Origin of the sequence: Sphingomonas sanguinis (assembly GCF_019297835.1) — a bacterium.
Lineage (GTDB): Bacteria > Pseudomonadota > Alphaproteobacteria > Sphingomonadales > Sphingomonadaceae > Sphingomonas > Sphingomonas sanguinis_D.
In genome coordinates this window covers 1,262,543-1,286,215 of record NZ_CP079203.1, presented here as the reverse complement: position 1 = coordinate 1,286,215, position 23,673 = coordinate 1,262,543, and the positions used below count along the sequence as shown (strand labels likewise).

The following is a 23,673-nucleotide window of genomic DNA, read 5'->3' as shown; positions in this document are numbered from 1 at the left end:
GGGCGCGGCATGAAGCTGAACCAGTTGGACCATGGCATCACGGGCGAGGGCGGCGACGCCCTCGTCTCCGGTTTCGCGATCGATCACCGCAAGGTCGCGCCCGGCACGATCTTCGGCGCGTTCCAGGGCGCGCGGGTGAATGGCGAGGACTTCATCGCCGATGCGGTGCGCAGCGGTGCGGTGGCGGTCGTCGCGCGACCGGGCGTGACGGTCGAGGGCGCGGTCCACATCGCCTCCGACGAGCCGCGCGCGACCTTTGCCCGGCTGGCGGCGGCGTTCTTTGCGCCGTTCCCGGCGACGGCGGTGGCAGTGACCGGCACCAACGGCAAGACCTCCACGGTCGAAATGACGCGCCAGCTCTGGCGTATGGCGGGGCATCACGCCGCCTCGATCGGGACGCTCGGCGTCACCACCGCCGACGAGCGGACCTATACCGGGCTGACCACGCCCGATGTCGTGACCTTCCTGTCCAACGTCGCTGGGCTCGCACGCGAGGGCGTGACCCATTTGGCGTTTGAGGCGTCGAGCCACGGCCTGACCCAGTATCGGACCGAAGGGCTGGAGGTGTCGGCGGCGGCCTTCACCAACCTGTCGCGCGATCATCTCGACTATCATGGCGACATGGGCGCCTATCTCGCGGCGAAGATGCGGCTTTTCTCCGAAGTGCTGTCGCCCGAGGGCACGGCGGTCGTCTGGGCCGATGACGTTCAGAGCGGCCGGGTGATCGACCTGGCACGGGCGCGCGGCAACAAGCTGGTCACGGTGGGGACGCGCGGATCGACGCTGAAACTGGTCGAGCGGCATCCGACCCTGCTGGGCCAGGGGCTGGTGATCGAGGACGAGCATGGGCAGGCGTACAAGGTGCAACTGCCGCTGATCGGCGCCTATCAGGCCGCCAATGCGCTGGTCGCGGCGGGACTGGTGCTGGCGACGGGCGGCGATCTGGTCACGACCATCGCGAACCTCGCCCGGTTGCAGCCGGTGCGCGGGCGGTTGGAGCGCGCCGCCATCGCGCGCAGCGGTGCGCCGGTCTATGTCGACTATGCGCATACCCCCGATGCGATCGAGGCGGCGATCGCTGCGCTGAAGCCCCATGCGGGCGGACGCCTGATCGTCGTGATCGGCGCGGGCGGCGACCGCGATCCGGGCAAGCGCGAGGCGATGGGGCAGGTTGCTTCGATGCATGCCGACCGGGTGATCGTGACCGACGACAACCCCCGCACCGAAGACCCCGCCGCGATCCGCGCACAGGTGATGCGCGGTGCGACCGGGGCGATCGAGATCGGCGACCGTCGCGAAGCCATCGCCGCCGCCATCGCCGAGGCGGGGGAGCAGGACATTGTGCTGATCGCGGGCAAGGGGCATGAGCAGGGCCAGATCGTCGGCGACCTCGTCCTGCCCTTCGACGATGTCACCGTCGCGCGGGAGTGTGCGGCATGACGGCGCAGGCTCCGACCAAGACGCCCCCGGTGGACAAGGCCGATGCCGCACAGCCGGACGCGCCCGCACGGGTGCGGCCCAAGCTGTCGCTGCATTATGGGGCGAAAACGGCCGAGGAACGCAAATGAACTTGTGGACCGCGCAGGAGATCGCGGCGGCGACCGGCGGCACGGCCTCCGCCGACTTCGCCGTTTCGGGCGTTGCCTTCGACAGCCGTGAGGTCGGCCCCGGCGACCTGTTCGTCGCCATGTCGGGCGAGGCGACCGATGGTCATCGCTTCCTCGATCAGGCGTTCGCGCAAGGTGCGGCGGGGGCTCTGGTCAGCAACCCGACCGACCATCCGCATGTTCGGGTCGCCGACAGCTTCCACGCACTGGAGGATCTGGCCCGTGCCAGCCGGGCGCGGACTCCGGCGACGATCATCGGTGTCACTGGTTCGGTCGGCAAGACCAGCGCGAAGGAGGCGCTCTACGCGGCGCTCGAACGTGGCTGGCGCGGCGCGGTGCACCGCTCGGTCAAAAGCTACAACAACCATACCGGCGTGCCGCTGAGCCTTGCGCGGATGCCGCGCGACGTTCGCGCTGGCGTGTTCGAGATGGGGATGAACCATGCGGGCGAACTGTCCGCGCTGACCGCGATGGTGCGCCCGCATATCGCGATCGTCACCGCCATCGCGCCTGCGCATACCGAATTCTTCCCCGACGAATCCGCCATCGCCGACGCCAAGGGCGAGATTTTCCAGGGTCTCCAACCCGGCGGCACGGCGATCATCCCTTATGACAGCCCGCACCGCGACCGGCTGATCGCCGCCGCCAAACCCCATGCCGACCGGATCGTGACCTTCGGCTTTGATCCCGCCGCCGATGTCCGCGCGGTCGAGGCGATGCGCGGCGCGACCGGGGGCAGCTTCGTGACCGCCAAGCTGGGCGACAAGGAACTGAACTTCACTTTGTCCCAGCCGGGGCGGCATTGGGTGTCGAATGCACTGGCGGTGCTCGCCGCCATCGACGCGGCAGGCGGCGATCTGGGGCTGGCGGGCCTCGCGCTGGCCGAACTGGGTGGCCTGGCAGGGCGGGGCGCGCGGTTCCGGGCGGCCAATGGCGCACTGGTCATCGACGAGAGCTATAACGCCAATCCCGCCTCGATGCGCGCGACGCTGGCCGTGCTGGCCGAGGAGCCGGGGCAGCATGTCGCGGTGCTGGGCGAGATGCGCGAACTGGGCGAGGACTCGGCCGATTATCACGCCGGGCTGGCCGAACCGATCATTGCGGCGCGCGTCGAACGGGCGCTGCTGGTCGGCGAATCGATGGCGCCGCTGGCGGCCGCGCTTGAGGGGCGGGTCGATTTCGTCCATGTGGCGGATGCGAAGGCCGCGCGCGAGGCGATGGCCGCTATCATCGCACCGGATGACGTGGTGCTGATCAAGGGGTCGAACGGGGTTGGGCTGTCGCGTGTCGTGGCGGCCCTGCGCGGCGATACCCCAACGGGCGGGGCGTGAGTTAGATGCTGTACTGGATCGCGGAGCATCTCGGGTTTCCGGGGCTTCTCAACCTCATCCGTTACCAGTCGTTCCGCACTGGCGCGACGGTGGCGACCGCGCTGTTCATCGGCCTGATCATCGGGCCGCGCTTCATCGGCTGGCTGCGCGTCCGCCAGGGCAAGGGGCAGCCGATCCGCGCCGACGGGCCGCAGACCCACCTCGCCAAGCGCGGCACGCCGACCATGGGCGGGCTGATGATCCTGACCAGCATGACGCTATCCATCCTGATCTGGATGAACGTCTTCAACCCGTTCGTCTGGGCGTGCCTGTTCGTGACGCTCGGGTTCGGCGCGATCGGCTTCCTCGACGATTACGACAAGGTGCGGAAGGCCTCGACGGCGGGTGTGTCTGGCAAGACCCGGCTGCTGCTGGAGTTCGCCATTGCGGGCGTCGCGGCATGGATCATCATGGGGCAGAACGGGCCGCATCTGTACCTGCCCTTCACCTCGCGCATGTATATCGACCTGGGCTATTTCTATCCGCTGTTCGCCGCCTTCACGATCGTCGCGTTCGGCAATGCGGTGAACCTGACCGACGGGCTGGACGGCCTGGCGACCATGCCGGTCATCATCGCCAGCGTCGCGTTCATGGTCATCGTGTATCTGGCCGGTAACGTGAAGTTCGCCGATTATCTGGGCATCCCGCATGTGCCGGGCGCAGGCGAGTTGGCGATCTTCTGCGGCGCGGTGGTCGGGGCGGGCCTTGCCTTCCTCTGGTTCAATGCCCCACCGGCGGCGGTATTCATGGGCGACACCGGCAGCCTGGCCTTGGGCGGCGCGCTCGGCACCATCGCAGTGGTCGCGCATCACGAGATCGTGCTGGGCATCATCGGCGGCCTGTTCGTGGTCGAGGCGATGTCGGTCATCATCCAGGTCTTCTTCTACAAGCGGACAGGCAAGCGCGTGTTCCGCATGGCGCCGATCCACCATCACTTCGAACAGCTCGGCTGGTCGGAGCCGACCGTGGTGATCCGTTTCTGGATCATCGCCTTCGTGCTGGCGCTGGCGGGCTTGTCGACGTTGAAGCTGCGATGATCGTCGCCAGCGACTGGGCGGGGAAACGTTACGCGGTGCTGGGGCTCGCACGCTCCGGCGCCGCGACCGTTTCGGCGCTGTTGCAGGGCGGGGCGAGCGTAGTGGCGTGGGACAGCGATCCCGCCAAGCGCGGGGCCTTTGCCGCGCATGACCGGCTGAGCATCGCGCCGCTCGACGACCTGTCGGGCTTCGACGCGCTGGTCGTGTCGCCGGGTGTGCCGCTCAACACGCACCCGCTGGCCGCCGCCGCGCGGGCGGCGGGCGTGCCGGTGATCGGCGATATCGAGCTGTTTGCACAAGCCCGCAAAGACCTGCCGCCGCACAAGGTTGTCGGCATCACCGGCACCAACGGCAAGTCGACCACGACCGCGCTGGTCCACCACATCCTGAAGACGGCGGGCGTGCCGACCCTGATGGGCGGCAATATCGGCCTGCCGATCCTGGGCCAGGAGCCTCTGCCCGAGGGTGGCGTCTATGTGCTGGAGCTGTCCAGCTATCAGATCGACCTGACGCAGAGCCTGGATTGCGACGTTGCGGTGCTGCTCAACATCACGCCCGACCATCTCGACCGCTATGACGGGTTCGAGGGGTACGCAGCTTCCAAGGCGCGGCTGTTTTCGATGCAGTCGGCCGGGCGTAATGCGGTGGTCGATGTCGTCTCTGCAGCCGATCATGATGCTTTGGGCGGCTCAAAGGGCTTAGTCGCGAGCTTTATTGAGGATGCTTTCGACTTCAAGCCTATCGACGATCGCGAACAGCGCGAGTGGCCTGCTTTGCAGGGACCACATAACCGGCATAACGCCCGTGCCGCCGTCGAGGTATGCGATATTCTGGGCCTTGATGTGGAGACTATTCGGACGGGTCTGCGCACCTATGCCAGCCTGCCGCACCGGATGCAGTATGTCGCGACCCGGAACGGCGTGGCGTTCGTCAACGACTCCAAGGCGACCAACCCCGAATCCACCGCGCCCGCACTGGCGGCGTTCTCCCGCGTCCACTGGATCGTCGGCGGCAAGCGCAAGGGCGACGATCTTGACGCCTGCGCCGCCCATCTGGACCATGTCGTCGCGGCCTATACCATCGGCGAGGCCGCGCCGCTGTTCTTCGACCTGTTGAAGGACAAGGTGCCCGTGGTCGAGCGGTCGGGCACGCTGGAGACAGCGGTTGCCCATGCGGCTGCCGCAGCGCAGCCCGGCGACACGGTGTTGCTGTCCCCGGCCTGCGCCAGCTTCGACCAGTTTCGCGATTACGAAGCGCGGGGCGACGCCTTCCGCGCGGCGGTGGAGGCTCTGGCATGAAAGAGCGTGCATCCAAAGCCACCCCGCGCCCCGGCCTGATCGGATCGATCAAGGGCCGGGGCGGGCGTGGCGACCGCTCGCCGCTGGGTACCTGGTTCTGGGATATCGACCGGGTGTTGCTGCTGCTCACCCTGTTCCTGATCGCGATTGGCCTGATCGCAGTCGCGGCCGCCAGCCCGGCCACGGCGATGCGCTATTCGGGCGAGCATCGGAAGTTCGCGCCGCTTTATTATTTCTGGCGACAGGTGATGTGGGTCGGCGTCTCGCTGCCCGTGCTGTTCGCCGTGTCGATGCTGCCCGTCGTGACCGCGCGGCGCATGGCGGTGCTGGGGACGGGCGTGCTGATCGCGATCCTGGCGGTCACGCCCTTTATCGGGGTGGAGATCAACGGCGCGCGGCGCTGGATAGGCTTCGGTTTCGCGCAGTTCCAGCCGTCCGAATTCCTGAAGCCGATGTTCGTCGTGACGACCGCCTGGCTCCTGTCGCTCAAGGCCAGGGAGCGCGATCTGCCCGCCACGCTGATCACCATGGGGCTGACCGGGTTGGTCGCCGGACTGTTGATGATGCAGCCGGATTTCGGCCAGACCATCGTCTTCTGCGTGATCTGGGCGGCGCTGCTGATGATCTCCGGCACCCCGATGCGGATCATGCTGGGGCTCGCCGCCATGGTGCCGGTCGGGCTGACGGCGGCCTATATGTTCTACAGCGTGGCGCGGAACCGCATCAACGCATTCCTCTTCCCCGATGTCGACGGCGAGGGCGCGGCCGACCACTTCCAGGTCAATGCCGCCCACAACACCCTGACCGCGGGGGGCTGGACCGGGACCGGGCCGGGCGGGGGCACCGCCAAGTTCGGCCTGCCGGAGGCGCATACCGACTATATCTTCTCGGTGATCGGCGAGGAGTTCGGGCTGATCGCCTGCTCGATCATCGCGCTCGTCTTCCTGGCGATCGTGGTGCGCGTGTTCGTGAAGCTGCTTGACGAACAGGACGAGTTCAAGCTCTACGCGGCCTCCGGGCTGGCGGTGCAGTTCGGCGCGCAGGCGCTGATTTCGATGGCGGTGAATACGGGGCTGGCCCCGTCCAAGGGGATGACCCTGCCGTTCATCAGCTATGGCGGCTCGTCGATGATCGCGCTGTCGATCGGGATGGGGTTGTTGCTGGCATTCACCCGGCGCAATCCGTTCCTGACGCGCAGCCCCTATGTAGTCAGGTGGAGCGGGCAATGAGCCGTCACTTCGTCCTCGCCGCCGGGGGTACCGGCGGCCATATGGTTCCCGCCGCCGCGCTGGCGGCCGAGCTGACCCGGCGCGGCCACCGCGTCGCCTTGGTATCCGACGCGCGCGGCGTGCGCTTCCCGGGACTGTTCGAGGATATCCAGACCCACGTCCTGCCCGCCGGGCGCTTTTCGGGCGGGCCGGTCGGCTGGGCCAAGGCACTGCGCGAAATGTGGCGCGGCCGGGCCATGGCGCGCGAACTCTACAAGACGTTCCGCCCGGCGGCGGTGATCGGTTTCGGCGGCTATCCGGCGATGCCCGCTTTGCTGGCGGCGTTTGCGGAAGGGATTCCGACCGCCATCCACGAGCAGAACGCCGTGCTCGGCCGGGTCAACCGGCTGGTCGCGGGCAAGGTCGATGCGATCGCCCTATCCTATGAGGATACGCAGCGGCTGAGCGCCAAGCATGCGGCCAAGACCCGGCTGATCGGCAATCCGGTCCGCGATCAGGTGCTGGCGCTGCGCTCGCGCCCCTATCCACTGTTGGAAGAGGACGGTATCTTCCGCGTCCTCGTCACCGGCGGCAGCCAGGGGGCGAGCATCCTCAGCCAGGTCGTGCCCGATGGCCTCGCCATGCTGCCCGTCACCTTCCGGCGGCGCTTGCAGGTGACGCATCAGGCGCGGATCGAGGATATCGACGCGGTGCGCGCCAAATATGCCGAGCATGAGATTCCGGCCGAACTCGCCACCTATCTGCCCGACCTGCCCGAGCAGCTCGCCTGGGCGCATCTGGTGATCGCGCGGGCAGGGGCCTCGACCCTGGCCGAGCTGACGGTCGCGGGCCGCCCAGCGATCCTGGTGCCGCTGCCCTCGGCGACCGACGATCACCAGACGGTGAACGCGCGAGAGATGACGAAGGCGGGCGGCGCGCGGACCATCGCGCAGGGCGACTTCACGCCCGTGGAACTGGCGAAGCAGATGCAGAAGCTGGGCCTCGACCCGGCGGCGCTGGAGAATGCGGCGGGCCGCGCACGCGCCTGCGGACGGCCCGAGGCGGCGAGCGACCTCGCCGATCTAGTCGAAAGCCTCGACGCGCCGCGCATGGTCTTGCCGGTGGGCAAATCGCAAAGGACACGGAATTTGGCGGGAGCAGGCGCATGAAGGGCGTCGCCACGGATATCGGCACGATCCATTTCGTCGGCATCGGCGGCATCGGCATGTCGGGTATTGCCGAGGTGATGAAGAATCTCGGCTACCGGGTGCAGGGCTCCGACGTGGCCGAGGGTTATGTGGTGCAAGGGCTGCGCGACAAGGGCATTCCGGTTGCGATCGGCCATGCCGCCGACAATCTGGGCGATGCGGCGGTGGTCGTCACCTCGACCGCGATCACCCGATCGAACCCCGAAGTCGAAGCGGCCCTGGAACGTCGCATCCCCGTGGTGCGCCGTGCCGAGATGCTGGCCGAACTGATGCGGTTGAAGTCCACCGTCGCGGTGGCGGGTACGCATGGCAAGACCACGACCACCTCGATGGTCGCGGCGCTGCTGGATGCGGGCGGGGTGGATCCGACCGTCATCAATGGCGGCATCATCAACAGCTATGGCTCGAACGCGCGCCTGGGCGCCAGCGACTGGATGGTCGTCGAGGCGGACGAGAGCGACGGCAGCTTCCTGCGCCTCGACGGCACGATCGCGGTCGTGACCAATATCGATCCCGAGCATCTCGACCATTATGGCTCGTTCGACCGGGTGAAGGACGCGTTCGTCGAGTTCGTCGAGAATGTCCCCTTCTACGGCGCGGCCTTGCTCTGCCTCGACCACCCGGAGGTGCAGAACATCCTGCCGCGCGTGCGCGACCGGCGCGTCGTGACCTATGGCTTTTCGGCGCAGGCGGACGTGCGCGGCGTCAATGTCACGCCGATTCCCGGCGGCAACCGGTTCGAGGCGATCATCCGCAACCGCGACGGCTCCAGCCGTTCGATCGAGGGGATCGAGCTGCCCATGCCCGGCCGTCACAATGTCCAGAACGCGCTGGCTGCGATCGGCGTGGCGCTGGAACTGGGCATCGACGATGCGACCATCCAACAGGGCTTCAGCCAGTTCGGCGGCGTCAAGCGCCGCTTCACCAAGGTCGGCGAGATCGCGGTCGATGGCGGCACGGCGACCGTGATCGACGATTACGGCCATCACCCGGTCGAGATCCGTGCCGTGCTGGCCGCCGCGCGTGAAGGCGCACGTGGTCGTGTGATCGCGGTGGTGCAGCCGCACCGCTTCACCCGGCTCGGCAATCTGATGGAGGAGTTCCAGACCGCCTTCAACGATGCCGATCGCGTGCTGGTGACGCCGGTCTTCGCGGCGGGAGAGCAGCCGATCGAGGGCGTCGACGCGCAGGCGCTGGTCGAGGGGCTGAAGCGGCGCGGGCATCGCTCGACCGCGACGGTCGCCGACGCCGATGCGCTGGCCGAGGAACTGGCAGGCTCGATCCGCGCGGACGACATGATCGTCTGCCTGGGCGCGGGCGACATCACCAAATGGGCGGCGGGCCTGGCGAGCGCCATCGAGGCGCGCCGATGAACCTGCCCGACACCGCCGGTCGATTGACGCACGCCGCGCCGCTGGCGCCGCTCGTGTGGTTCAAGGCGGGCGGAGCGGCCGAATATCTGCTGGAGCCCAAGGACACGGATGACCTGTCGGCGTTCCTGCGGGCGCTCGGGGCCGACACGCCCGTCATGGCGCTGGGCCTCGGTTCCAATCTGATCGTGCGCGACGGCGGCGTGCCGGGCGTCGTGATCCGGCTCGGCAAGCCGTTCAGCTATGCGCGGGCCGGGGAGGGGCACCTCATCACCTGTGGCGGCGGCACCTCGGGCATCCTGGTCTCGTCCAACGCGCGCGATGCGGGCATTGGCGGGTTGGAGTTTCTGCGCTCGATCCCCGGCACGGTCGGCGGCTTCGTGCGGATGAACGGCGGCGCCTATGGCCGCGAGGTGGCGGACGTGCTGGTCTCCGCCACGGTTGTGCGTCGCGACGGCACGGTCGAGACGGTGGGGATCGTCGATCTGGAATATACCTATCGCCACTCCAACCTGACCGACGGCACGGTGGTGGTCGAGGCGACCTTTCGGGGCCATGCCGCCGAACCTGCCGACATCCAGGCCGAGATGGACCGCATCGCCGCTGCGCGTGAGGCGTCGCAGCCGCTGCGGTCCAAGACCGGCGGCTCGACCTTCAAGAATCCGGACGGGCACAAGGCTTGGGCGCTGGTCGATGCGGCGGGCTGTCGCGGGCTGACGCTGGGCGACGCGCAGGTGTCGGAAAAGCATTGCAATTTCCTGCTCAACCTCGGCAACGCCACGGCGGCGGAGATCGAGGCGCTGGGCGAGGATGTGCGCGCCCGCGTGAAGGCGCAGTCGGGCGTTTGCCTCGAATGGGAAATACAAAGAGTGGGAATCGCGAAGTGACCGACAATCTGCATATCGCGGTTCTGATGGGCGGCTGGTCGGCGGAGCGGCCGGTGTCGCTGATGTCCGGGGCGGGCGTCGCCGACGCGCTGGAGCGAAACGGCCACCGCGTTACCCGGATCGACATGGACCGCGACCTTGCGGCCAGGCTGACGCAAGCCAAGCCCGATATCGTCTTCAACGCACTGCACGGTTCACCCGGCGAGGACGGCACGGTGCAGGGCATGCTCGACCTGATGGGCATTCCGTACACCCATTCGGGCCTCGCCACCTCGGTCATCGCGATCGACAAGGTGCTGACCAAGCAGGCGCTCGTGCCGCACGGCATTCCGATGCCCGGCGGCCGCATCGTGAAGTCGGAGGATCTGTTCGCCGCCGATCCGCTGCCGCGCCCCTATGTGCTCAAGCCCGTGAACGAGGGTTCCTCGGTCGGCGTCGCGATCGTCACCGACACCAGCAACCATGGCCAGCCCATTGCGCGCGATGCCGCCGGTCCCTGGGGCGAGTTTGAGGAATTGCTGGCCGAGCCCTATATCCGGGGCCGCGAGCTGACCACCGCCGTGCTGGGCAACCGTGCGCTGGGCGTGACCGAGTTGAAGCCCAAGAATGGCTGGTACGACTTCGACGCGAAGTACACCGACGGCCTTACCGAGCATGTCTGCCCCGCGCAGATTCCCGACGAGATCGCCGAGGCGTGCAAGTCGCTGGCGCTGGAGGCGCATCGCATCCTGGGCTGTCGCGGTGCCTCGCGCTCCGACTTCCGCTGGGATGACGAGCGCGGGGTCGACGGGCTGTTCCTGCTGGAGGTCAACACCCAGCCGGGTATGACCCCGCTCAGCCTGGTGCCCGAACAGGGCCGCCATGTCGGCATGGATTACGACACGCTGGTTCAGGCGATCGTGGACGAGGCGATCGCTTGGTACAAGGATCAGGCGGGATGAGCCGGACGATCAAGCGCGGCCCCCCCCCGCGCCGTCCGGCGCCCCGCCGCCGCCAGCCGGTCAAGCGCGTCACGCTGGCGCAGCGCCTGCTGGCCAAGGTGCCGGTCAGCGAGGAGACGATCAAGAAGGCCGTCACCTGGACGATCCTGGGCGGCGCGGGCGCGGCGGTGCTGGCGGTCGCGACCTATGTCGGCGTGCCCGGCATGATCGGTACCGCGATCGCCGAACAGGCGGGCCATGCCGGGTTCCGCGTCCAGCAGATCGAGGTGACGGGCCTGAAGCGCATGGACCGGATGACCGTCTATGCCGTCGCGCTCGACCAGCAGAGCCGGGCGATGCCGCTGGTCAATCTGGAAGACGTGCGTGCCAAGCTGCTCCGCTATGGCTGGATCAAGGACGCGCATGTCTCGCGCCGTCTGCCCGACACGCTGCTCGTCGATATCGAGGAGCGGACCCCGGCGGCAGTGTGGCAGGATAACGGCCAGCTGACCCTGATCGACGCGGGCGGCGTGCTGCTGGAGCCGGTACGGGCCGAGGCGATGCCCGACCTGCCGCTGATCATCGGGCCGGGCGCCAATCTGCAGGAACCGGCCTATCAGGCGTTGCTGTCCGCTGCGCCCGCGCTGAAACCCCGTGTCAAGGCAGCGACCTGGATCGGCAATCGCCGCTGGGACATCACCTTCGACAGCGGCGAGACGCTGGCGCTGCCCGAGGACGGGGCGGGGGCGGCGTTGATGAAGTTCGCCGCGATGGACGGCTCGCGGCCGCTGCTCGGGCGCGGCTGGCTGCGCTTTGACATGCGCGACCCCGCAAAGCTGGTTGCGCGAAAGCCCGGTTTGAATCAGAATCATGCGCTTGCCGATCCGGCCAAGGCCGGGGATGTGGCAGGCGATCCCGCGTCCGGGAATGACGCGGATGGTAATGACGCGGGCGGGGCGGCGTCCGAAGGGGCGGCGGCTCCGGGGGCAGTACAGGGGTAGCAAGGTCATGGCAAAGATTGCGCCCGAAGGGTTGATTACCGCACTCGACATCGGGTCGTCCAAGGTCTCCGCGCTGATCGCGCGCAAGGGCGATGGCGGCGAGCTGATCGTCTTGGGAACGGGCCAGCGCGAGAGCCGGGGCGTCAAGCGCGGCTATATCGCCGATATGGGCGCGACCGAGGCGGCGGTGCGCGAGGCGGTCGAACAGGCCGAGCGGATCGCGGGCCTGAATATCGAAAATGTGTGGGTCGGCTTTTCGGCCGGTGGCCTGGTGTCCGACGTGGCCGAGGTCGAGTTCGAGCTGGGCGGCCATCAGGTCGAGCAGGGCGATATCGACGCATTGCTGGCGGCCGGGCGCAACTCGATCGACCCGCAGGGGCGCATGGTGCTGCACGCGCAGCCCGCGCTCTACACGCTCGACGGGTTGACCGGCGTGAAGAAGCCGTTGGGGCTGCACGCCGACCGGCTGGGCGTGCATATCCATGTCGTCGCGGCCGATGGCTCGCCGGTGCGCAACCTCGACCTGTGCGTCCGCTCGGCGCATCTGGAGGTAAAGTCGATCATCGCCGCCCCCGTCGCGACCGGTCTTGCCTGCCTGTCCGACGAGGAGCGCGAGCTGGGCGTCGCGCTGGTCGAGATGGGGGCGGGGATCACCAATGTCTCGCTGTTCGCAGGCGGGATGCTGGTCGGGTTGTGCTCGCTGCCGATGGGCGCGGCCGACATCACCGACGATGTGGCCTCCGCTTTCGGGACGCGGCGGCAGATGGCCGAGCGGATGAAGTGCTTTCACGGCTCGGCCAATGCCTCCCCGCGCGACAATCACGACATGATCCAGGTGACGCCCATCTCGGCCGAGGATGGCGGCGACACGATGCAGATCACCAAGGCGCAGCTGATCGGCGTGATCCGCCAGCGGCTGGAGCATCAGATGGGCGAGATCCGCAAGGCGCTCCAGCATCTGAAGTTCGAGGGGCCGGTCGGGCGTCAGGTGGTGCTGACCGGCGGCGGCGCAGAGCTGAAGGGCATCGCGGATTACGCGCAGCAGGCGCTGGGCCGCTCGGTCCGCATCGGCCGACCGCGTGGGCTGACCGGACTGCCCGATGCGCATGGCGGACCGGCTTTCGCGACGCTCGCGGGGCTGGCTTTCTATGCCGCGACCGACCCGATCGACCTGCGCAGCATCCCCGCGGTGAACCAGACGGTACACCGGCCGAGCGGCATGGGGCTGTTCCGACGGCTGATTCAGGCGGCGAAGGCAAATTATTAAGTCAATCTGCCATAAACTCGGCAGTTTTGGGTTGGCACCGGGCCGGTCGCTGGTGCACTAACAGTTATTCAGGGGCCTGGTCTTAGCGTATCGACCGGGAACGGCGGAGTAGAATTGGGATGAGCATCGAATTCATCGCACCCGAGGTCGACGAGCTGACGCCGCGTATCGCGGTCATCGGCGTCGGCGGTGCCGGCGGCAACGCGATCGCGAACATGATGCGCGCCGAGGTACAGGGCGTGGATTTCCTCGTCGCCAATACCGATGCGCAGGCGCTGAAGCAGTCGATCGCGCCGCAGCGGATCCAGCTGGGTGCCAAGATCACGCAAGGGCTGGGTGCGGGCAGCCGTCCCGAGATCGGTCGCGCGGCGGCCGAAGAGACGATCGACGACCTGTCGCGTCTGCTCGAGGGTAGCCATATGTGCTTCATCGCGGCGGGCATGGGCGGCGGCACCGGCACCGGTGCGGCCCCGGTCATCGCCAAGGCGGCGCGCGACATGGGCATCCTGACGGTCGGCGTCGTGACCAAGCCCTTCGCCTTCGAGGGCAATCGTCGCGCCAAGTCGGCCGATGGCGGCATCGAAGAGCTTCAGAAGTACGTTGATACCCTCATCGTCATCCCCAACCAGAACCTGTTCCTGATCGCCAACGCCAACACGACCTTCAAGGAAGCGTTCGCGATGGCGGACGAGGTGCTGCAGCAGGGCGTGCGCGGCATCACCGATCTGATGGTCATGCCGGGTCTCATCAACCTCGACTTCGCCGACGTCCGCTCGGTGATGCAGGAGATGGGCAAGGCGATGATGGGCACCGGTGAAGCCACCGGCGACAATCGCGCGATCGAGGCGGCGCAGAAGGCGATCGCCAACCCGCTGCTCGACGGCGTGTCGATGCAGGGCGCCAAGGGCGTCATCATCTCGATCACCGGCGGCGACGACATGCGCCTGCTCGAGGTCGACGAGGCCGCCAACCATATCCGCGAGCTGGTCGATCCGGACGCGAACATCATCTGGGGTTCGGCGTTCAACCCCGAGCTGGAAGGTCGCATCCGCGTGTCGGTCGTCGCGACCGGCATCGACGCCGATCTGAAGGTCGCGCCGTCGCCGTCGGAAGCGAACCGCAGCAGCTTCAGCATGGGCGGCATGGCCCGCAAGTCGGACGAGACGCCCAGCTATCGCCCGAGTGAACCCGCCGCCGCCGCACCTGCGCCGCAGGCCAGCGTGGCTCCGGCCGCCCCGGTCGAGCAGCCGGTCGCCACGCCCGCACCCGCCCCGGTGGCGGCACCCGTCGCGTCGAGCATCGCTGCGCCGGTGGCCAAGCCCGCGCCCGCCCCGGCCCCCGCTCCGGCGGCCGATGACGAGCTGGTGCTGGGCGCCGACACGATCGTTCCCGCCCCTGCGGCACCGTCGCATCCCGCCGCCGTCGAGCCCGCACCGGGCAGCGACGAAGCCCGCCGCCGCTGGCTGGCCCCCGGCAGCGAGGCAGGCGAAGCCCCAGCACAGCCCGCCCCGCGCGTGAAGCTGGGTGGTACGCTGTTCGAGCGCATGTCGAACGCGGCGCGTGGTGCGCCGCGTGACGAGAATGCGCAGGGCGGATCGGACTCGTCGCTCGACATTCCGCGCTTCCTGCATCGCCAGAACAACCAGTAATTTCCGGCCCGCCCGGCGGGCATACCGGACCGATATCAGGCCCGTGCGACAGGATCGCACGGGCCTTTTTCGTGCGCTCGGCGGTGGGGAGGGGCCTCGTCGAAGCGGTCATCTTACAGGAATTTCACTCGTCTGTGGCGGCCCCCGATGCGATCCGTCCCGCTTGAAAGCCCGCCCCTCGCGCGGCGATAGCCAGACACGGAGAACGCAATGCGCTTCAACCCACTGAAATCCTGCGCCATCGCCGCCAGTTCGGCGCTGGCTGTTGCGCTGGCGACAAGCGTCGCCACGGCCCAGCCTGCGCCCGGCCATAGCCGCATCCATGCCTTCCGCCTGTTCACCGGCCCGGACGGCAACTCGCATGTCGAGGAGGGCAGCGTGACGCCCGGTGTGCCGAGCGCAGTCGAAAAAATCCATTTCAAGACGACCGCACCGCATTCGCATTTCGACTGGCACAATGATCCCGAGCCGCAATATGTGCTGACCTTGGCGGGCACCCTGAAGTTCGTGACCAGGACGGGCGAGAGCTTTACCCTGCATCCCGGCGACGTGCTGGTCGCGGAGGACCATACCGGCACCGGCCATGCTTGGACCATGCTGGGCGACCAGCCATGGAACCGTGCCTATGTGGTGCTGGCCAAGGGCGCGAAGACCTCGTTCGTGGCCGATCCGCGCCGCTGACCGCCAGGGCCGAGAAGGATGTGGGCGCGGAGTTATCGCCTGTTGGTCGACGGTCCGGAGCGCTCGGGCGCGCCAGTGATGGGTTAACCATTGCCGCGCGCCGGAAAACGCGCTTTATGGGCGACAGTCCCATGACGTTCGCAATTTTTCCCCGCGCCTCGCTCGCGCTCGCGTTGGCCCTCGCCGCCGCGCCCGTGCCCCTTCTCGCACAGGAAGTGGTTCAGCCGCTTCCCGGCACCACCGATGCCGACAAGCTGGGGGACGTGATGCGCCGCGTCGCGCAGAACCCGCGCGATGTCGATGCGCTGGTCGAGGCGGCGGAACTGTCCATCCATCTCGACGATCTGTCGGGTGCCGCCTCGCTGCTGGCACGCGCCGAAAAGGTCGATGCCCGCGACCCGCGTATCAAGGCGGGCATGGGGTCAATCCTGGTCCGCTCGGAACGGCCGGGCGAGGCGCTGCGCTATTTCACCCAAGCCGAGGCAGCGGGGATGCCGCCCGCGCGGTTCGCGGGCGATCGCGGTCTGGCCTATGACCTGATCGGCGATCAGGCGCGGGCGCAGCGCGACTACCGGCTGGCGCTGGCGAGCGCCCCGACCGACGAGATCGTCCGCCGTTATGCCCTGTCGCTCGGCATTTCGGGGCAGCGCGAACAGGCGCTCGAACAGCTCGATCCGCTGCTGCGCAAGACCGACCGGGCGGCGTGGCGGGCGCGGGCCTTCATCCTGGCAATGGGTGGCGACCTGCCCGAGGCGACCCGGATCGCCTCGACCATGATGCCGCCGCAGCTGGCGCAGGGGCTGCAACCCTTTTTCCAGCGGCTGCCGAGCCTGCCCGCCGTCGATCGCGCCTTTGCCGTCCATTTCGGCGAGACCCGCCCGACGCCCGAGCGGCTGGCGGATGCAAAGCTCGCCCCGAACCTGCCGCCGCTGACGCCGGAAGCGCCGGTGGCGCTGGCCTCCGCTCCGGTCGCCACGGCCGTTCCGGTATCGGCGCGTGAAGAGCGGCGACGGGGCGGGCGCAATGCGCGCGGCGTCGCGATGGCCGCCAATACCACCCCGGCCACGCCCGCACCGACGCAAATGGCATCGGCGACCAGCCCGCGCGTCGCCGCCGCCCCAATGCGGATGGTCCAGCCCTTGCCCCAGACTCAGGCGCCCACCCAGCCGCAACCGCAGCCGGGCTTCACCAGCGCGTTGCCGAGCGCGACGGAGGCCCGTGCGCCGGTCCAGATGGCGTCGAACACCACGCGGCCGATGATCCAGCCGCTGCCCGCTGCGCCGGTCGCGACTCCGGCGGCATCCAGCCCGACGGCGACCGCCATGGTCCAGCCTTTGCCCGCGACGCCTGCGTCGGCGCCTCCGCTCCAGATGGTGCAGACCGTGCCCGCGCCGGACCCCGTGCCCGTCAAGCCCACACCGGTGGCCACCGCGATGGTCCAGCCGCTGCCGAGCAAGGTCGAGGACGATAGCCCGGCAACCCGCCCGACGCGGGTAGCCGCTCGCCGCACGCCACCGACGCCCGCCCGCTCGGCGCGTGAGGACTCGGTGCTGGCGCGGATCGTCGCCAATCTCTCGATCCCCGCCTCCGAACTGGGCGTCGAAGGCCCCGAGCGCCCCGCCGCCATCGCCGCCACGACCCCGGTGAGCAACGGCGCGCAGCGTGTCGTTGCGGAGGCGCGCGCCAAGACCGAGCGCGACCGTCAGGCGCGCGAAAAGACCGAAGAAGCGGAGGCCGCGCCCCGCGCGCCCACGGCGGCCGAGAAAAAGGCCGCCGCCGCCAAGGCCGCCGCCGAGAAGAAGGCGGCGGCCGCCAAAAAGGCCGAGGCCGAGAAAAAGGCGCTCGCCGCCAAGGAAGAGGCGGAGGAAAAGAAGCGTGCGCGCGCCAACCCCGAGCGGATCTGGGTCCAGGTCGCGGGCGGCGCGAACGAGGACGATCTGCCCAAGGCATGGGCCGCGACTAAGGCGAAGGCGCCGGAGCTGTTCGCCGCGCGCAAGGGCTACAAGACGCCGATCCGCGCGACCCACCGCGTCCTGACCGGCCCGTTCAAGACCGATGCGGAGGCTCGCGCCTTCGTCAACCAGCTCGCCAGGAAGGGGGTTTCGGCCTTCCCCGTGACCAGCGACGCAGGGCAGGCGGTGACGCGGCTCGACGCCAAGTGAGCCGCTTCGCCCCCTGGGCTTCCTATCCCGAATACAGCCGGGGTCGCCGTCATGACGAGGCCACGCCGCTGGCGCGCGGCCCCCGCGATGCGTTTCAGCGCGACCGCGACCGGATCATCCATTCGATCAGCTTCCGGCGGCTGCGTCACAAGACGCAGGTCTTCATGGCGCCCGACGGCGACCATTTCCGCGTCCGCCTGACCCACAGCCTGGAGGTCGCGCAGATCGGCCGCACGATCGCGCGCACGCTGGGGCTGAACGAGGATCTGACCGAGGCGCTGTGCCTGGCGCACGACATCGGCCATCCGCCCTTCGGCCATGCGGGCGAGGATGCGCTCAAGGCCGCACTCGCCGAGCAGGGCGGGTTCGATCATAACGGCCATACGCTACGCACCCTGACCGAGATCGAGCGGCCCTATCCGCGCTGGGACGGTCTGAACCTCAGCTGGGAGACGCTGGAGGGGCTGGCCAAGCATAACGGGCCCGTGCGTCATCCCGGCTGGGCGTTGAAGGAGGCTGATGCGGGCTTTCCGCTCGATCTGGACAGCCATGCCTCGCTGGAGGCGCAGGTCGCGGCGCTGGCCGACGACATCGCGTACGACAATCACGATATCGATGACGGCCTGCGCGCCGGGCTGCTGACGCTCGACCAGCTGCTGGCCGTGCCGCTGGTCGCGCGCGGCTGGGACGCGGCGCGGGCGCAGTTCCCCGATGTCGCGCCCAAGCGGCTGGCGAGCGAACTCATCCGCTCGCAGATCGGGGTGATGGTCAACGATCTGGTCGCGGAAACCCGGACCCGCATCGCCGAGAGCGGTGTGGAGAACGTGGCCGACGTCCGCGCGGCGGGCCGGGCACTGGTCGGCTTTTCCAACGCGATGCGGATCGAGGAGCGCGACTTGAAACGCTTCATGTACGCCAATCTCTACCACCACCCGCTTCAATTGGCAGCGGCGAATGCGGCACATGGCATCGTGAAGGGCCTGTTCGCGGCCTATCGCGCCGACCCTGCGCAACTGCCCGACGAATGGCGCGAGCGGTTGCCGGTCGAGGAACCGGCGCGCAGCCGGCACATCGTGGACTTCATCGCTGGGATGACCGACCGCTATGCGGTGCGGTGTTATCGGGAAGTGGTGGGCGGGATCGATCTGCCGGAGGGATTTTAGTCCGCGTGCTACCGGCCCAGCGTGCCGCTCGACTTCATCTTTTCCAGTCGGTCTTGCTGCTTGGCTTGCGATGGCACACCGAGTGTCTCGCGTAGGGTATCGGGCACAAGCGTCCGGTCATAAGGCTCCATCGTCGGTCCGGTTTCCCGGCTGTTGAGATATTGCGTGCCGTAAATCTGCTTTTGTCCGATGGTTTGCAGATAGCGATCCAAGGTGGCAGCAGCGATCCAGGGAGCATCCTTGTTTCCCCTCGCCGTCGCAGCCAAGGCAAGGCTGTGAGCAAGAAGATAATCGTTCGCCGTGTTGCCGTGCTGGAAGATGAAGGCCGCGCGATAGAAATCGTCGGCGGTCTTTAGTTTGCCTTCCTCTAGCAGAGCGTGCGCTCGATCTCGACGGATGCGATCGTTGGCAATCATCTGCGTCACGAACGCCCTGTCCTTGAACTGCTCGGGCTTTATATTTTCGCGAACAGATTGGTCGGCTTTGAAGAGTGCGGATATTTCCGCATTATCGTCCGATGGATTGCCTTGACCATAGGCCGGAAGCGGCGAAAGCGCCAAGCAGGCAAAAGTCAGCAAGCTGGCCACATACTTCATGAGCGCCTCCAAATTGCGAAGATGCACAGGAGGTTTGCATGGAAGGTGATCGAAGTAAAATCACTTGGTCGTGGTCTTGCCCATAGCCGCCCCCTTCGTACGAAAAAAGCCCCGCCCATATCGAAATGGGCGGGGCTCTCCTTCAAGCCGTCAGGCCGGGATTAGCGAGCGCTGCTCTCCACACCCACGCCGCGCGCGCCGCGTGCTTCGTCGGTGGTGAAGGCGACCTGGGTGGTGCCGGTCGTGCCGGTGACGCGGTGGCCCTTGACGACGAAGCGGAACGGCTCGCCGCCCGGATAGCGATGGCCCTGGATCACCGACTGGCCGTTCTCGTTCGAACGGGTGTAGACATAGGTGCTGCCCTCGTGAACGAAACGCTGCTCGCCCTCGGCGGCGATCGCGCCGATGGTGGGGACGGCGGCGGCGACGGTGGCGGCCAGGATCAGAATGGTCTTGCGCATGATCGAAACTCCCGCATTTGCGTTGAGCCGGATCAGGTCCTCTCGCGCGTTGTCCGCGCTTTACTTTCGTATACCGAAATACTGCGATGCAGCATTTGCAGCAACTGCAAAGGGATTCTGCCTGATTGCACTCGTTGCAATCGTCCAGCGCGCACGCACGCCATGATTTGAAGCGGGCGCCCGTTTTCGCTAGAGCGCAACGCTTTGCTACCCCGATCGGACGATGTGATGACCCTCTACACCCGCTTTGCCGCGCATATCGACGCGGCGCTGGACACGCTGGTCGCCGCCGGCACGCTGCCCGGCGGGCTGGATCGCCGCAACGTGACGGTCGAGCCGCCGCGCGATGCGAGCCATGGCGATCTCGCCACCAACGCCGCCATGGTGCTGGCCAAGCCCGCAGGCACCAATCCGCGCGCGCTGGCCGAGGCGATCGCGGCCGAGCTGGGCAAGCTGGACGAGGTGGACAGCGTGTCGGTCGCAGGGCCGGGCTTCCTGAACATGCGGCTGACCGATGCGGCCTGGCGCGACGAGCTGGCCGCGATCCCGGCGGCGGGTGGCGATTATGGCCGTTCGGTCCGCGGCCAGGGCGTGACCGTCAATATCGAATATGTCTCGGCCAACCCGACCGGGCCGATGCATATGGGCCATTGCCGCGGCGCGGTGGTGGGCGATGCGCTCGCCACGCTGCTGGAGTTTGCGGGCCACAAGGTCATCCGCGAATATTATGTCAACGATGCGGGCGGTCAGGTCGATGTCCTCGCCCGCTCGGCGCATCTGCGCTACCGCGAGGCGCTGGGCGCGACGATCGAAATCCCCGAAGGCCTGTATCCGGGCGAATATCTAAAGCCGATCGGCGCGGAACTCGCGGCCGAGTATGGCGACAAGTATGTCGATGCGCCCGAGAGCGAATGGCTGGTCCTGTTCCGCACCCGCGCGGTCGCGGCGATGATGGCGATGATCCGCGAGGATCTGGCGCTGCTCGGCATCCATCACGACATTTTCTCGTCCGAGGCGGAGTTGCAGGCGGCGGGCAAGCCCGAGGCCGCCGAGGCCGAGCTGCGGTCGCGCGGCCTCGTCTATGACGGCGTGCTGGAAGCACCGAAGGGCGAAACCCCCGAGGATTGGGAGCCGGTCGAGCTGCCGCTGTTCCGCTCCAGCCAGTTCGGCGACGATCAGGATCGCCCGATCAAGAAGTCGAACGGCGCCTGGACCTATTTCGGCGCAGACCTCGCCTATCATTATCAGAAGGCGCAGTCCGCCGACCAGCTGATCGATATCTGGGGCGCCGACCATGCGGGCACCGTCAAGCGCATCGTCGCGGCGGTCGAGGCGCTGACCGGTGGCAAGACCAAGTTCGACGTGAAGCTGGTCCAGATGGTCCGCCTGCTGCGCGGCGGCGAGCCGGTGAAGATGTCGAAGCGTGCAGGCAATTTCGTCACGCTTGCCGATGTCGTGCGCGAGGTCGGCAAGGACGTGGTGCGCTTCACCATGCTGACCCGCCGGGCCGACGCGCAGATGGACTTCGACTTCGCCAAGGTGGTCGAGGCGTCGAAGGACAATCCGGTCTTCTATGTCCAATATGCCCATGCGCGCATCGCCTCGCTGAAGCGGCGCGCGGCCGAAGCGGGCATCGAGGGCGGCACCGCCGACCTGGCGCTGCTCGACGCCGAGGATCTGGCGCTGGTCAAGCTGGCCGCCCAGTTCCCCCGCATCGTCGAGACGGCGGCGACCGCGCGCGAGCCGCATCGCGTCGCCTTCTACCTCTATGACTTGGCCGCCGCCTTCCATGCGGCGTGGAATGTCGGGAACGATCGCGTCGATCGCCGCTTCCTGATCGCGGAAGACGCCGAACTGACCCGCGCGCGTCTTTTCCTCAGCGACGGGATCGGGCAGATTATTCGCAACGGTCTGGCGCTGATGGGCGTCGAAGCCGTGTCGGAGATGAAGTGATGGCGAACGAGACGGACGGCCGTACCTTTGACCTGGACGACGCGGATCGCCTGCCCTGGCTGGAAACCGTCGAGGCCGACGAACCGGAAGGCGTCGGCATCGGCAAGGTCGTGGCGCTGGTCATCCTGGGCCTCGCCATTCTGGCGGCGATCGGCTTCGGCTTCTACAAATGGCAGGCGCATCAGGCGGCGGCGGACGGCGACGGCGCGGTGATCGCCGCACCCGAGGGCGACTATAAGGTCCGTCCGGCCGATCCCGGCGGCCTGAAGATCAAGGGCGAGGGCAATACAGCCATCGCCACCAGCGCGGGCAAGCCCGGCGGCACCGGCGCTATCGATCTGCGCGCCGTGCCCGAGGCGCCGATGAACGGCACCCGCGTCGTTCAGAAGCCCGCCGAGCCGAATGGCGGCCGTAACGCGGTGGCGCAGGTGCCGGAATCGGGCGGCAAGCTCGTCGCCCCCGCGCCAGTAGCGGCGGCGAGGGCGCCCGTTGCTGCTCCGACCGGCGGTGCGATGGTCCAGCTGGGTGCCTATCCCAGCGAGGCCTCCGCCAATGCTGCCTGGGATCGCTTTTCCAAGCGGTTTTCCTATGTCGCCGCGCTCGGCAAGGTGGTCCAGCCCGTCGCGTCGAACGGTAAGACCCTTTATCGCCTGCGCGTGAATGCCGGTTCGGCCAACCAGGCCGCCGATATTTGCGGGCGCCTGCGCGTGGCGGGCGAGAGCTGCTTCGTCGCCAGCTGATCGTTCAAACATGATCCCCGTCATTTTCGGCCTGTCCGGCCCGGTGCTGACCCCCGACGAGCGGGCGTTCTTCGCCTCGGTCGAACCGGCGGGCTATATCCTATTCAAGCGCAATATCGTCGACCGGGCGCAGGTCCGCGCGCTGACCGACAGCTTGCGGGAACTGACGGGGCGGGACGATCTGGCGATCCTGATCGATCAGGAGGGCGGCCGCGTCGCGCGCATGGGGCCGCCCGAATGGCCCGCTTTCCCCGCCGGGCCGGTCTTTGCCCGGCTGTATGACAAGGCGCCGATGTCGGCGATCCAGGCGATGCGCGCCAACGGCCAGTCGCTGGGCGTGATGCTGCGCGAGGTGGGGATCACCGTCGACTGCGCGCCGCTTCTGGATGTGGCGCAAGCCGACACGACCGAGGCGATCGCCTGCCGCGCCTATGGCTCCGCGCCGATGCCGGTCGCCGCGCTGGGTCGTGCCATGCTGGAAGGGCTGGCGGCGGCGGGCGTGGTCGGGGTGGTCAAGCACATGCCCGGCCATGGCCGTGCGCTGGTCGACTCGCACCATCTGCTGCCCACCGTCACCGCCAGCGAGGCGGAGCTGGAGGTCGATCTCGAACCCTTTATCACCCTGTCGGGCGCGCCGATGGGCATGACCAGCCATATCGTGTTCGAGGCTTGGGATGCCGAGCGCCCCGCGACCCTGTCTCCGACCGTTATCGAACGGATCATCCGGGGGAGGATCGGCTTCGACGGGCTGTTGATGACCGACGATATCGACATGAAGGCATTGTCGGGGACCGCAGGCGAAAAGGCGGCGGGCGCGTTGGCCGCCGGATGCGATCTGGTGCTCGATTGCTGGGCGCGGATGGACGAGATGGTCGAGATCGCCGGACGGGTACCCCCGATCACCGAGGCAGCGCGCACCCGTCTCGACCGGGCGATGGCGAGCGTCGGCGCGGGGGAGGGCGACTTCGCCGAGCTGATCGCCCGCCGCGACGCGTTGCTCGCGATCGCGGACTAGGTAGCACCCTATTCCTCCCCATCGCCGGATGGAGAGGATTGGAGGGGCGGACCTCGATTCTCCATCGGTTCGGCGCCCGT

General features: G+C 68.0%; 21 protein-coding genes. 19 read left to right on the top strand and 2 right to left on the bottom strand.

Translation table 11 applies throughout. The features are described 5' to 3' along the window. The first annotated feature begins 9 nt into the window (after nucleotides 1-9). The 16 genes from KV697_RS05715 to KV697_RS05645 all read left to right on the top strand — a co-directional run bounded on the left by KV697_RS05715 (nucleotide 10) and on the right by KV697_RS05645 (nucleotide 18,828). Entirely contained in the window at nucleotides 10-1,440 is a 1,431-nt protein-coding gene (locus KV697_RS05715; protein ID WP_219020458.1) for a UDP-N-acetylmuramoyl-L-alanyl-D-glutamate--2,6-diaminopimelate ligase, read from the top strand. Next, nucleotides 1,437-1,568, top strand: coding sequence for a hypothetical protein (locus KV697_RS20075; protein WP_257575634.1), 132 nt, complete (start codon nucleotides 1,437-1,439; stop codon nucleotides 1,566-1,568). The genes KV697_RS05715 and KV697_RS20075 overlap by 4 nt, the downstream gene beginning before the upstream one ends. After that, nucleotides 1,565-2,938 carry a UDP-N-acetylmuramoyl-tripeptide--D-alanyl-D-alanine ligase gene (locus KV697_RS05710; RefSeq protein ID WP_219020457.1) on the top strand — a complete coding sequence of 458 codons (1,374 nt, stop codon included), beginning with the start codon at nucleotides 1,565-1,567 and terminating at the stop codon, nucleotides 2,936-2,938. Before KV697_RS20075 ends, KV697_RS05710 begins: the two co-directional genes overlap by 4 nt. Nucleotides 2,939-2,943: 5 nt before the next feature. Next, nucleotides 2,944-4,014, top strand: coding sequence for a phospho-N-acetylmuramoyl-pentapeptide-transferase (gene mraY / locus KV697_RS05705; RefSeq protein WP_061780014.1), 1,071 nt, complete (start codon nucleotides 2,944-2,946; stop codon nucleotides 4,012-4,014). Then, nucleotides 4,011-5,312 carry a UDP-N-acetylmuramoyl-L-alanine--D-glutamate ligase gene (murD, locus tag KV697_RS05700; protein WP_219020456.1) on the top strand — a complete coding sequence of 434 codons (1,302 nt, stop codon included), beginning with the start codon at nucleotides 4,011-4,013 and terminating at the stop codon, nucleotides 5,310-5,312. The genes mraY and murD overlap by 4 nt, the downstream gene beginning before the upstream one ends. Beyond that, nucleotides 5,309-6,541 carry an FtsW/RodA/SpoVE family cell cycle protein gene (locus KV697_RS05695; RefSeq protein ID WP_219020455.1) on the top strand — a complete coding sequence of 411 codons (1,233 nt, stop codon included), beginning with the start codon at nucleotides 5,309-5,311 and terminating at the stop codon, nucleotides 6,539-6,541. The genes murD and KV697_RS05695 overlap by 4 nt, the downstream gene beginning before the upstream one ends. Next, complete coding sequence (gene murG / locus KV697_RS05690) at nucleotides 6,538-7,689, top strand: undecaprenyldiphospho-muramoylpentapeptide beta-N-acetylglucosaminyltransferase (RefSeq protein WP_219020454.1); 1,152 nt, start codon at nucleotides 6,538-6,540, stop codon at nucleotides 7,687-7,689. The genes KV697_RS05695 and murG overlap by 4 nt, the downstream gene beginning before the upstream one ends. Next, nucleotides 7,686-9,101 (top strand): UDP-N-acetylmuramate--L-alanine ligase, encoded by a 1,416-nt coding sequence (gene murC, locus KV697_RS05685; RefSeq protein WP_219020453.1) that lies wholly within the window; start codon nucleotides 7,686-7,688, stop codon nucleotides 9,099-9,101. Before murG ends, murC begins: the two co-directional genes overlap by 4 nt. After that, nucleotides 9,098-9,985, top strand: a complete 888-nt coding sequence (gene murB, locus KV697_RS05680) for a UDP-N-acetylmuramate dehydrogenase (protein ID WP_219020452.1) — start codon at nucleotides 9,098-9,100, stop codon at nucleotides 9,983-9,985. Before murC ends, murB begins: the two co-directional genes overlap by 4 nt. Further along, complete coding sequence (locus tag KV697_RS05675) at nucleotides 9,982-10,926, top strand: D-alanine--D-alanine ligase (RefSeq protein WP_257575633.1); 945 nt, start codon at nucleotides 9,982-9,984, stop codon at nucleotides 10,924-10,926. Before murB ends, KV697_RS05675 begins: the two co-directional genes overlap by 4 nt. Further along, entirely contained in the window at nucleotides 10,923-11,906 is a 984-nt protein-coding gene (locus KV697_RS05670) for a cell division protein FtsQ/DivIB (protein WP_219020450.1), read from the top strand. Before KV697_RS05675 ends, KV697_RS05670 begins: the two co-directional genes overlap by 4 nt. Nucleotides 11,907-11,913: 7 nt before the next feature. Further along, complete coding sequence (gene ftsA, locus KV697_RS05665) at nucleotides 11,914-13,173, top strand: cell division protein FtsA (RefSeq protein WP_056434587.1); 1,260 nt, start codon at nucleotides 11,914-11,916, stop codon at nucleotides 13,171-13,173. Nucleotides 13,174-13,292: 119 nt separating this feature from the next. Beyond that, nucleotides 13,293-14,822, top strand: coding sequence for a cell division protein FtsZ (gene ftsZ, locus KV697_RS05660; protein WP_219020449.1), 1,530 nt, complete (start codon nucleotides 13,293-13,295; stop codon nucleotides 14,820-14,822). Nucleotides 14,823-15,032: 210 nt separating this feature from the next. Continuing rightward, nucleotides 15,033-15,503, top strand: coding sequence for a hypothetical protein (locus tag KV697_RS05655; RefSeq protein WP_219020448.1), 471 nt, complete (start codon nucleotides 15,033-15,035; stop codon nucleotides 15,501-15,503). A 131-nt stretch (nucleotides 15,504-15,634) separates the two neighbouring features. Further along, nucleotides 15,635-17,665, top strand: coding sequence for an SPOR domain-containing protein (locus tag KV697_RS05650; RefSeq protein ID WP_219020447.1), 2,031 nt, complete (start codon nucleotides 15,635-15,637; stop codon nucleotides 17,663-17,665). Next, nucleotides 17,662-18,828: a deoxyguanosinetriphosphate triphosphohydrolase gene (locus tag KV697_RS05645; protein WP_219020446.1), complete on the top strand. Its 1,167-nt coding sequence runs from the start codon at nucleotides 17,662-17,664 to the stop codon at nucleotides 18,826-18,828. The genes KV697_RS05650 and KV697_RS05645 overlap by 4 nt, the downstream gene beginning before the upstream one ends. 8 nt (nucleotides 18,829-18,836) lie before the next feature. On the opposite strand, the gene KV697_RS05640 is transcribed toward KV697_RS05645, so the two are convergent. Together KV697_RS05640 and KV697_RS05635 are read right to left on the bottom strand one after the other, a co-directional pair. Then, nucleotides 18,837-19,424, bottom strand: a complete 588-nt coding sequence (locus tag KV697_RS05640) for a hypothetical protein (RefSeq protein WP_257575632.1) — start codon at nucleotides 19,422-19,424, stop codon at nucleotides 18,837-18,839. A gap of 161 nt (nucleotides 19,425-19,585) precedes the next feature. Next, nucleotides 19,586-19,885, bottom strand: coding sequence for a hypothetical protein (locus KV697_RS05635; protein ID WP_219020445.1), 300 nt, complete (start codon nucleotides 19,883-19,885; stop codon nucleotides 19,586-19,588). Between the two features lie 228 nt (nucleotides 19,886-20,113). Here KV697_RS05635 and argS point away from each other — a divergent pair, with 228 nt between their 5' ends. The 3 genes from argS to KV697_RS05620 are packed head-to-tail and all read left to right on the top strand — an operon-like array spanning nucleotide 20,114 to nucleotide 23,593. Beyond that, complete coding sequence (gene argS, locus KV697_RS05630; RefSeq protein ID WP_219020444.1) at nucleotides 20,114-21,838, top strand: arginine--tRNA ligase; 1,725 nt, start codon at nucleotides 20,114-20,116, stop codon at nucleotides 21,836-21,838. Beyond that, nucleotides 21,838-22,578, top strand: coding sequence for an SPOR domain-containing protein (locus KV697_RS05625; RefSeq protein ID WP_219020443.1), 741 nt, complete (start codon nucleotides 21,838-21,840; stop codon nucleotides 22,576-22,578). Before argS ends, KV697_RS05625 begins: the two co-directional genes overlap by 1 nt. Nucleotides 22,579-22,588: 10 nt before the next feature. Next, the gene (locus KV697_RS05620; RefSeq protein WP_219020442.1) at nucleotides 22,589-23,593 is read left to right on the top strand and encodes a glycoside hydrolase family 3 N-terminal domain-containing protein; all 1,005 of its coding nucleotides are present in this window, start codon (nucleotides 22,589-22,591) and stop codon (nucleotides 23,591-23,593) included. The last annotated feature ends 80 nt before the right edge of the window (nucleotides 23,594-23,673 follow it).

Coding starts and splice junctions, on each gene's coding strand:
- murG (WP_219020454.1), top strand. CDS start 6,538: ATGAGCCGTCACTTCGTCCTCGCCGCCGGGGGTACCGGCGGCCATATG.
- KV697_RS05635 (WP_219020445.1), bottom strand. CDS start 19,885: ATGCGCAAGACCATTCTGATCCTGGCCGCCACCGTCGCCGCCGCCGTC.
- KV697_RS05695 (WP_219020455.1), top strand. CDS start 5,309: ATGAAAGAGCGTGCATCCAAAGCCACCCCGCGCCCCGGCCTGATCGGA.
- KV697_RS05655 (WP_219020448.1), top strand. CDS start 15,033: ATGCGCTTCAACCCACTGAAATCCTGCGCCATCGCCGCCAGTTCGGCG.
- KV697_RS05650 (WP_219020447.1), top strand. CDS start 15,635: ATGACGTTCGCAATTTTTCCCCGCGCCTCGCTCGCGCTCGCGTTGGCC.
- ftsZ (WP_219020449.1), top strand. CDS start 13,293: ATGAGCATCGAATTCATCGCACCCGAGGTCGACGAGCTGACGCCGCGT.
- KV697_RS05640 (WP_257575632.1), bottom strand. CDS start 19,424: ATGAAGTATGTGGCCAGCTTGCTGACTTTTGCCTGCTTGGCGCTTTCG.
- murB (WP_219020452.1), top strand. CDS start 9,098: ATGAACCTGCCCGACACCGCCGGTCGATTGACGCACGCCGCGCCGCTG.
- KV697_RS05710 (WP_219020457.1), top strand. CDS start 1,565: ATGAACTTGTGGACCGCGCAGGAGATCGCGGCGGCGACCGGCGGCACG.
- murC (WP_219020453.1), top strand. CDS start 7,686: ATGAAGGGCGTCGCCACGGATATCGGCACGATCCATTTCGTCGGCATC.
- KV697_RS05620 (WP_219020442.1), top strand. CDS start 22,589: ATGATCCCCGTCATTTTCGGCCTGTCCGGCCCGGTGCTGACCCCCGAC.
- argS (WP_219020444.1), top strand. CDS start 20,114: ATGACCCTCTACACCCGCTTTGCCGCGCATATCGACGCGGCGCTGGAC.
- murD (WP_219020456.1), top strand. CDS start 4,011: ATGATCGTCGCCAGCGACTGGGCGGGGAAACGTTACGCGGTGCTGGGG.
- KV697_RS05625 (WP_219020443.1), top strand. CDS start 21,838: ATGGCGAACGAGACGGACGGCCGTACCTTTGACCTGGACGACGCGGAT.
- KV697_RS20075 (WP_257575634.1), top strand. CDS start 1,437: ATGACGGCGCAGGCTCCGACCAAGACGCCCCCGGTGGACAAGGCCGAT.
- mraY (WP_061780014.1), top strand. CDS start 2,944: ATGCTGTACTGGATCGCGGAGCATCTCGGGTTTCCGGGGCTTCTCAAC.
- ftsA (WP_056434587.1), top strand. CDS start 11,914: ATGGCAAAGATTGCGCCCGAAGGGTTGATTACCGCACTCGACATCGGG.
- KV697_RS05715 (WP_219020458.1), top strand. CDS start 10: ATGAAGCTGAACCAGTTGGACCATGGCATCACGGGCGAGGGCGGCGAC.
- KV697_RS05670 (WP_219020450.1), top strand. CDS start 10,923: ATGAGCCGGACGATCAAGCGCGGCCCCCCCCCGCGCCGTCCGGCGCCC.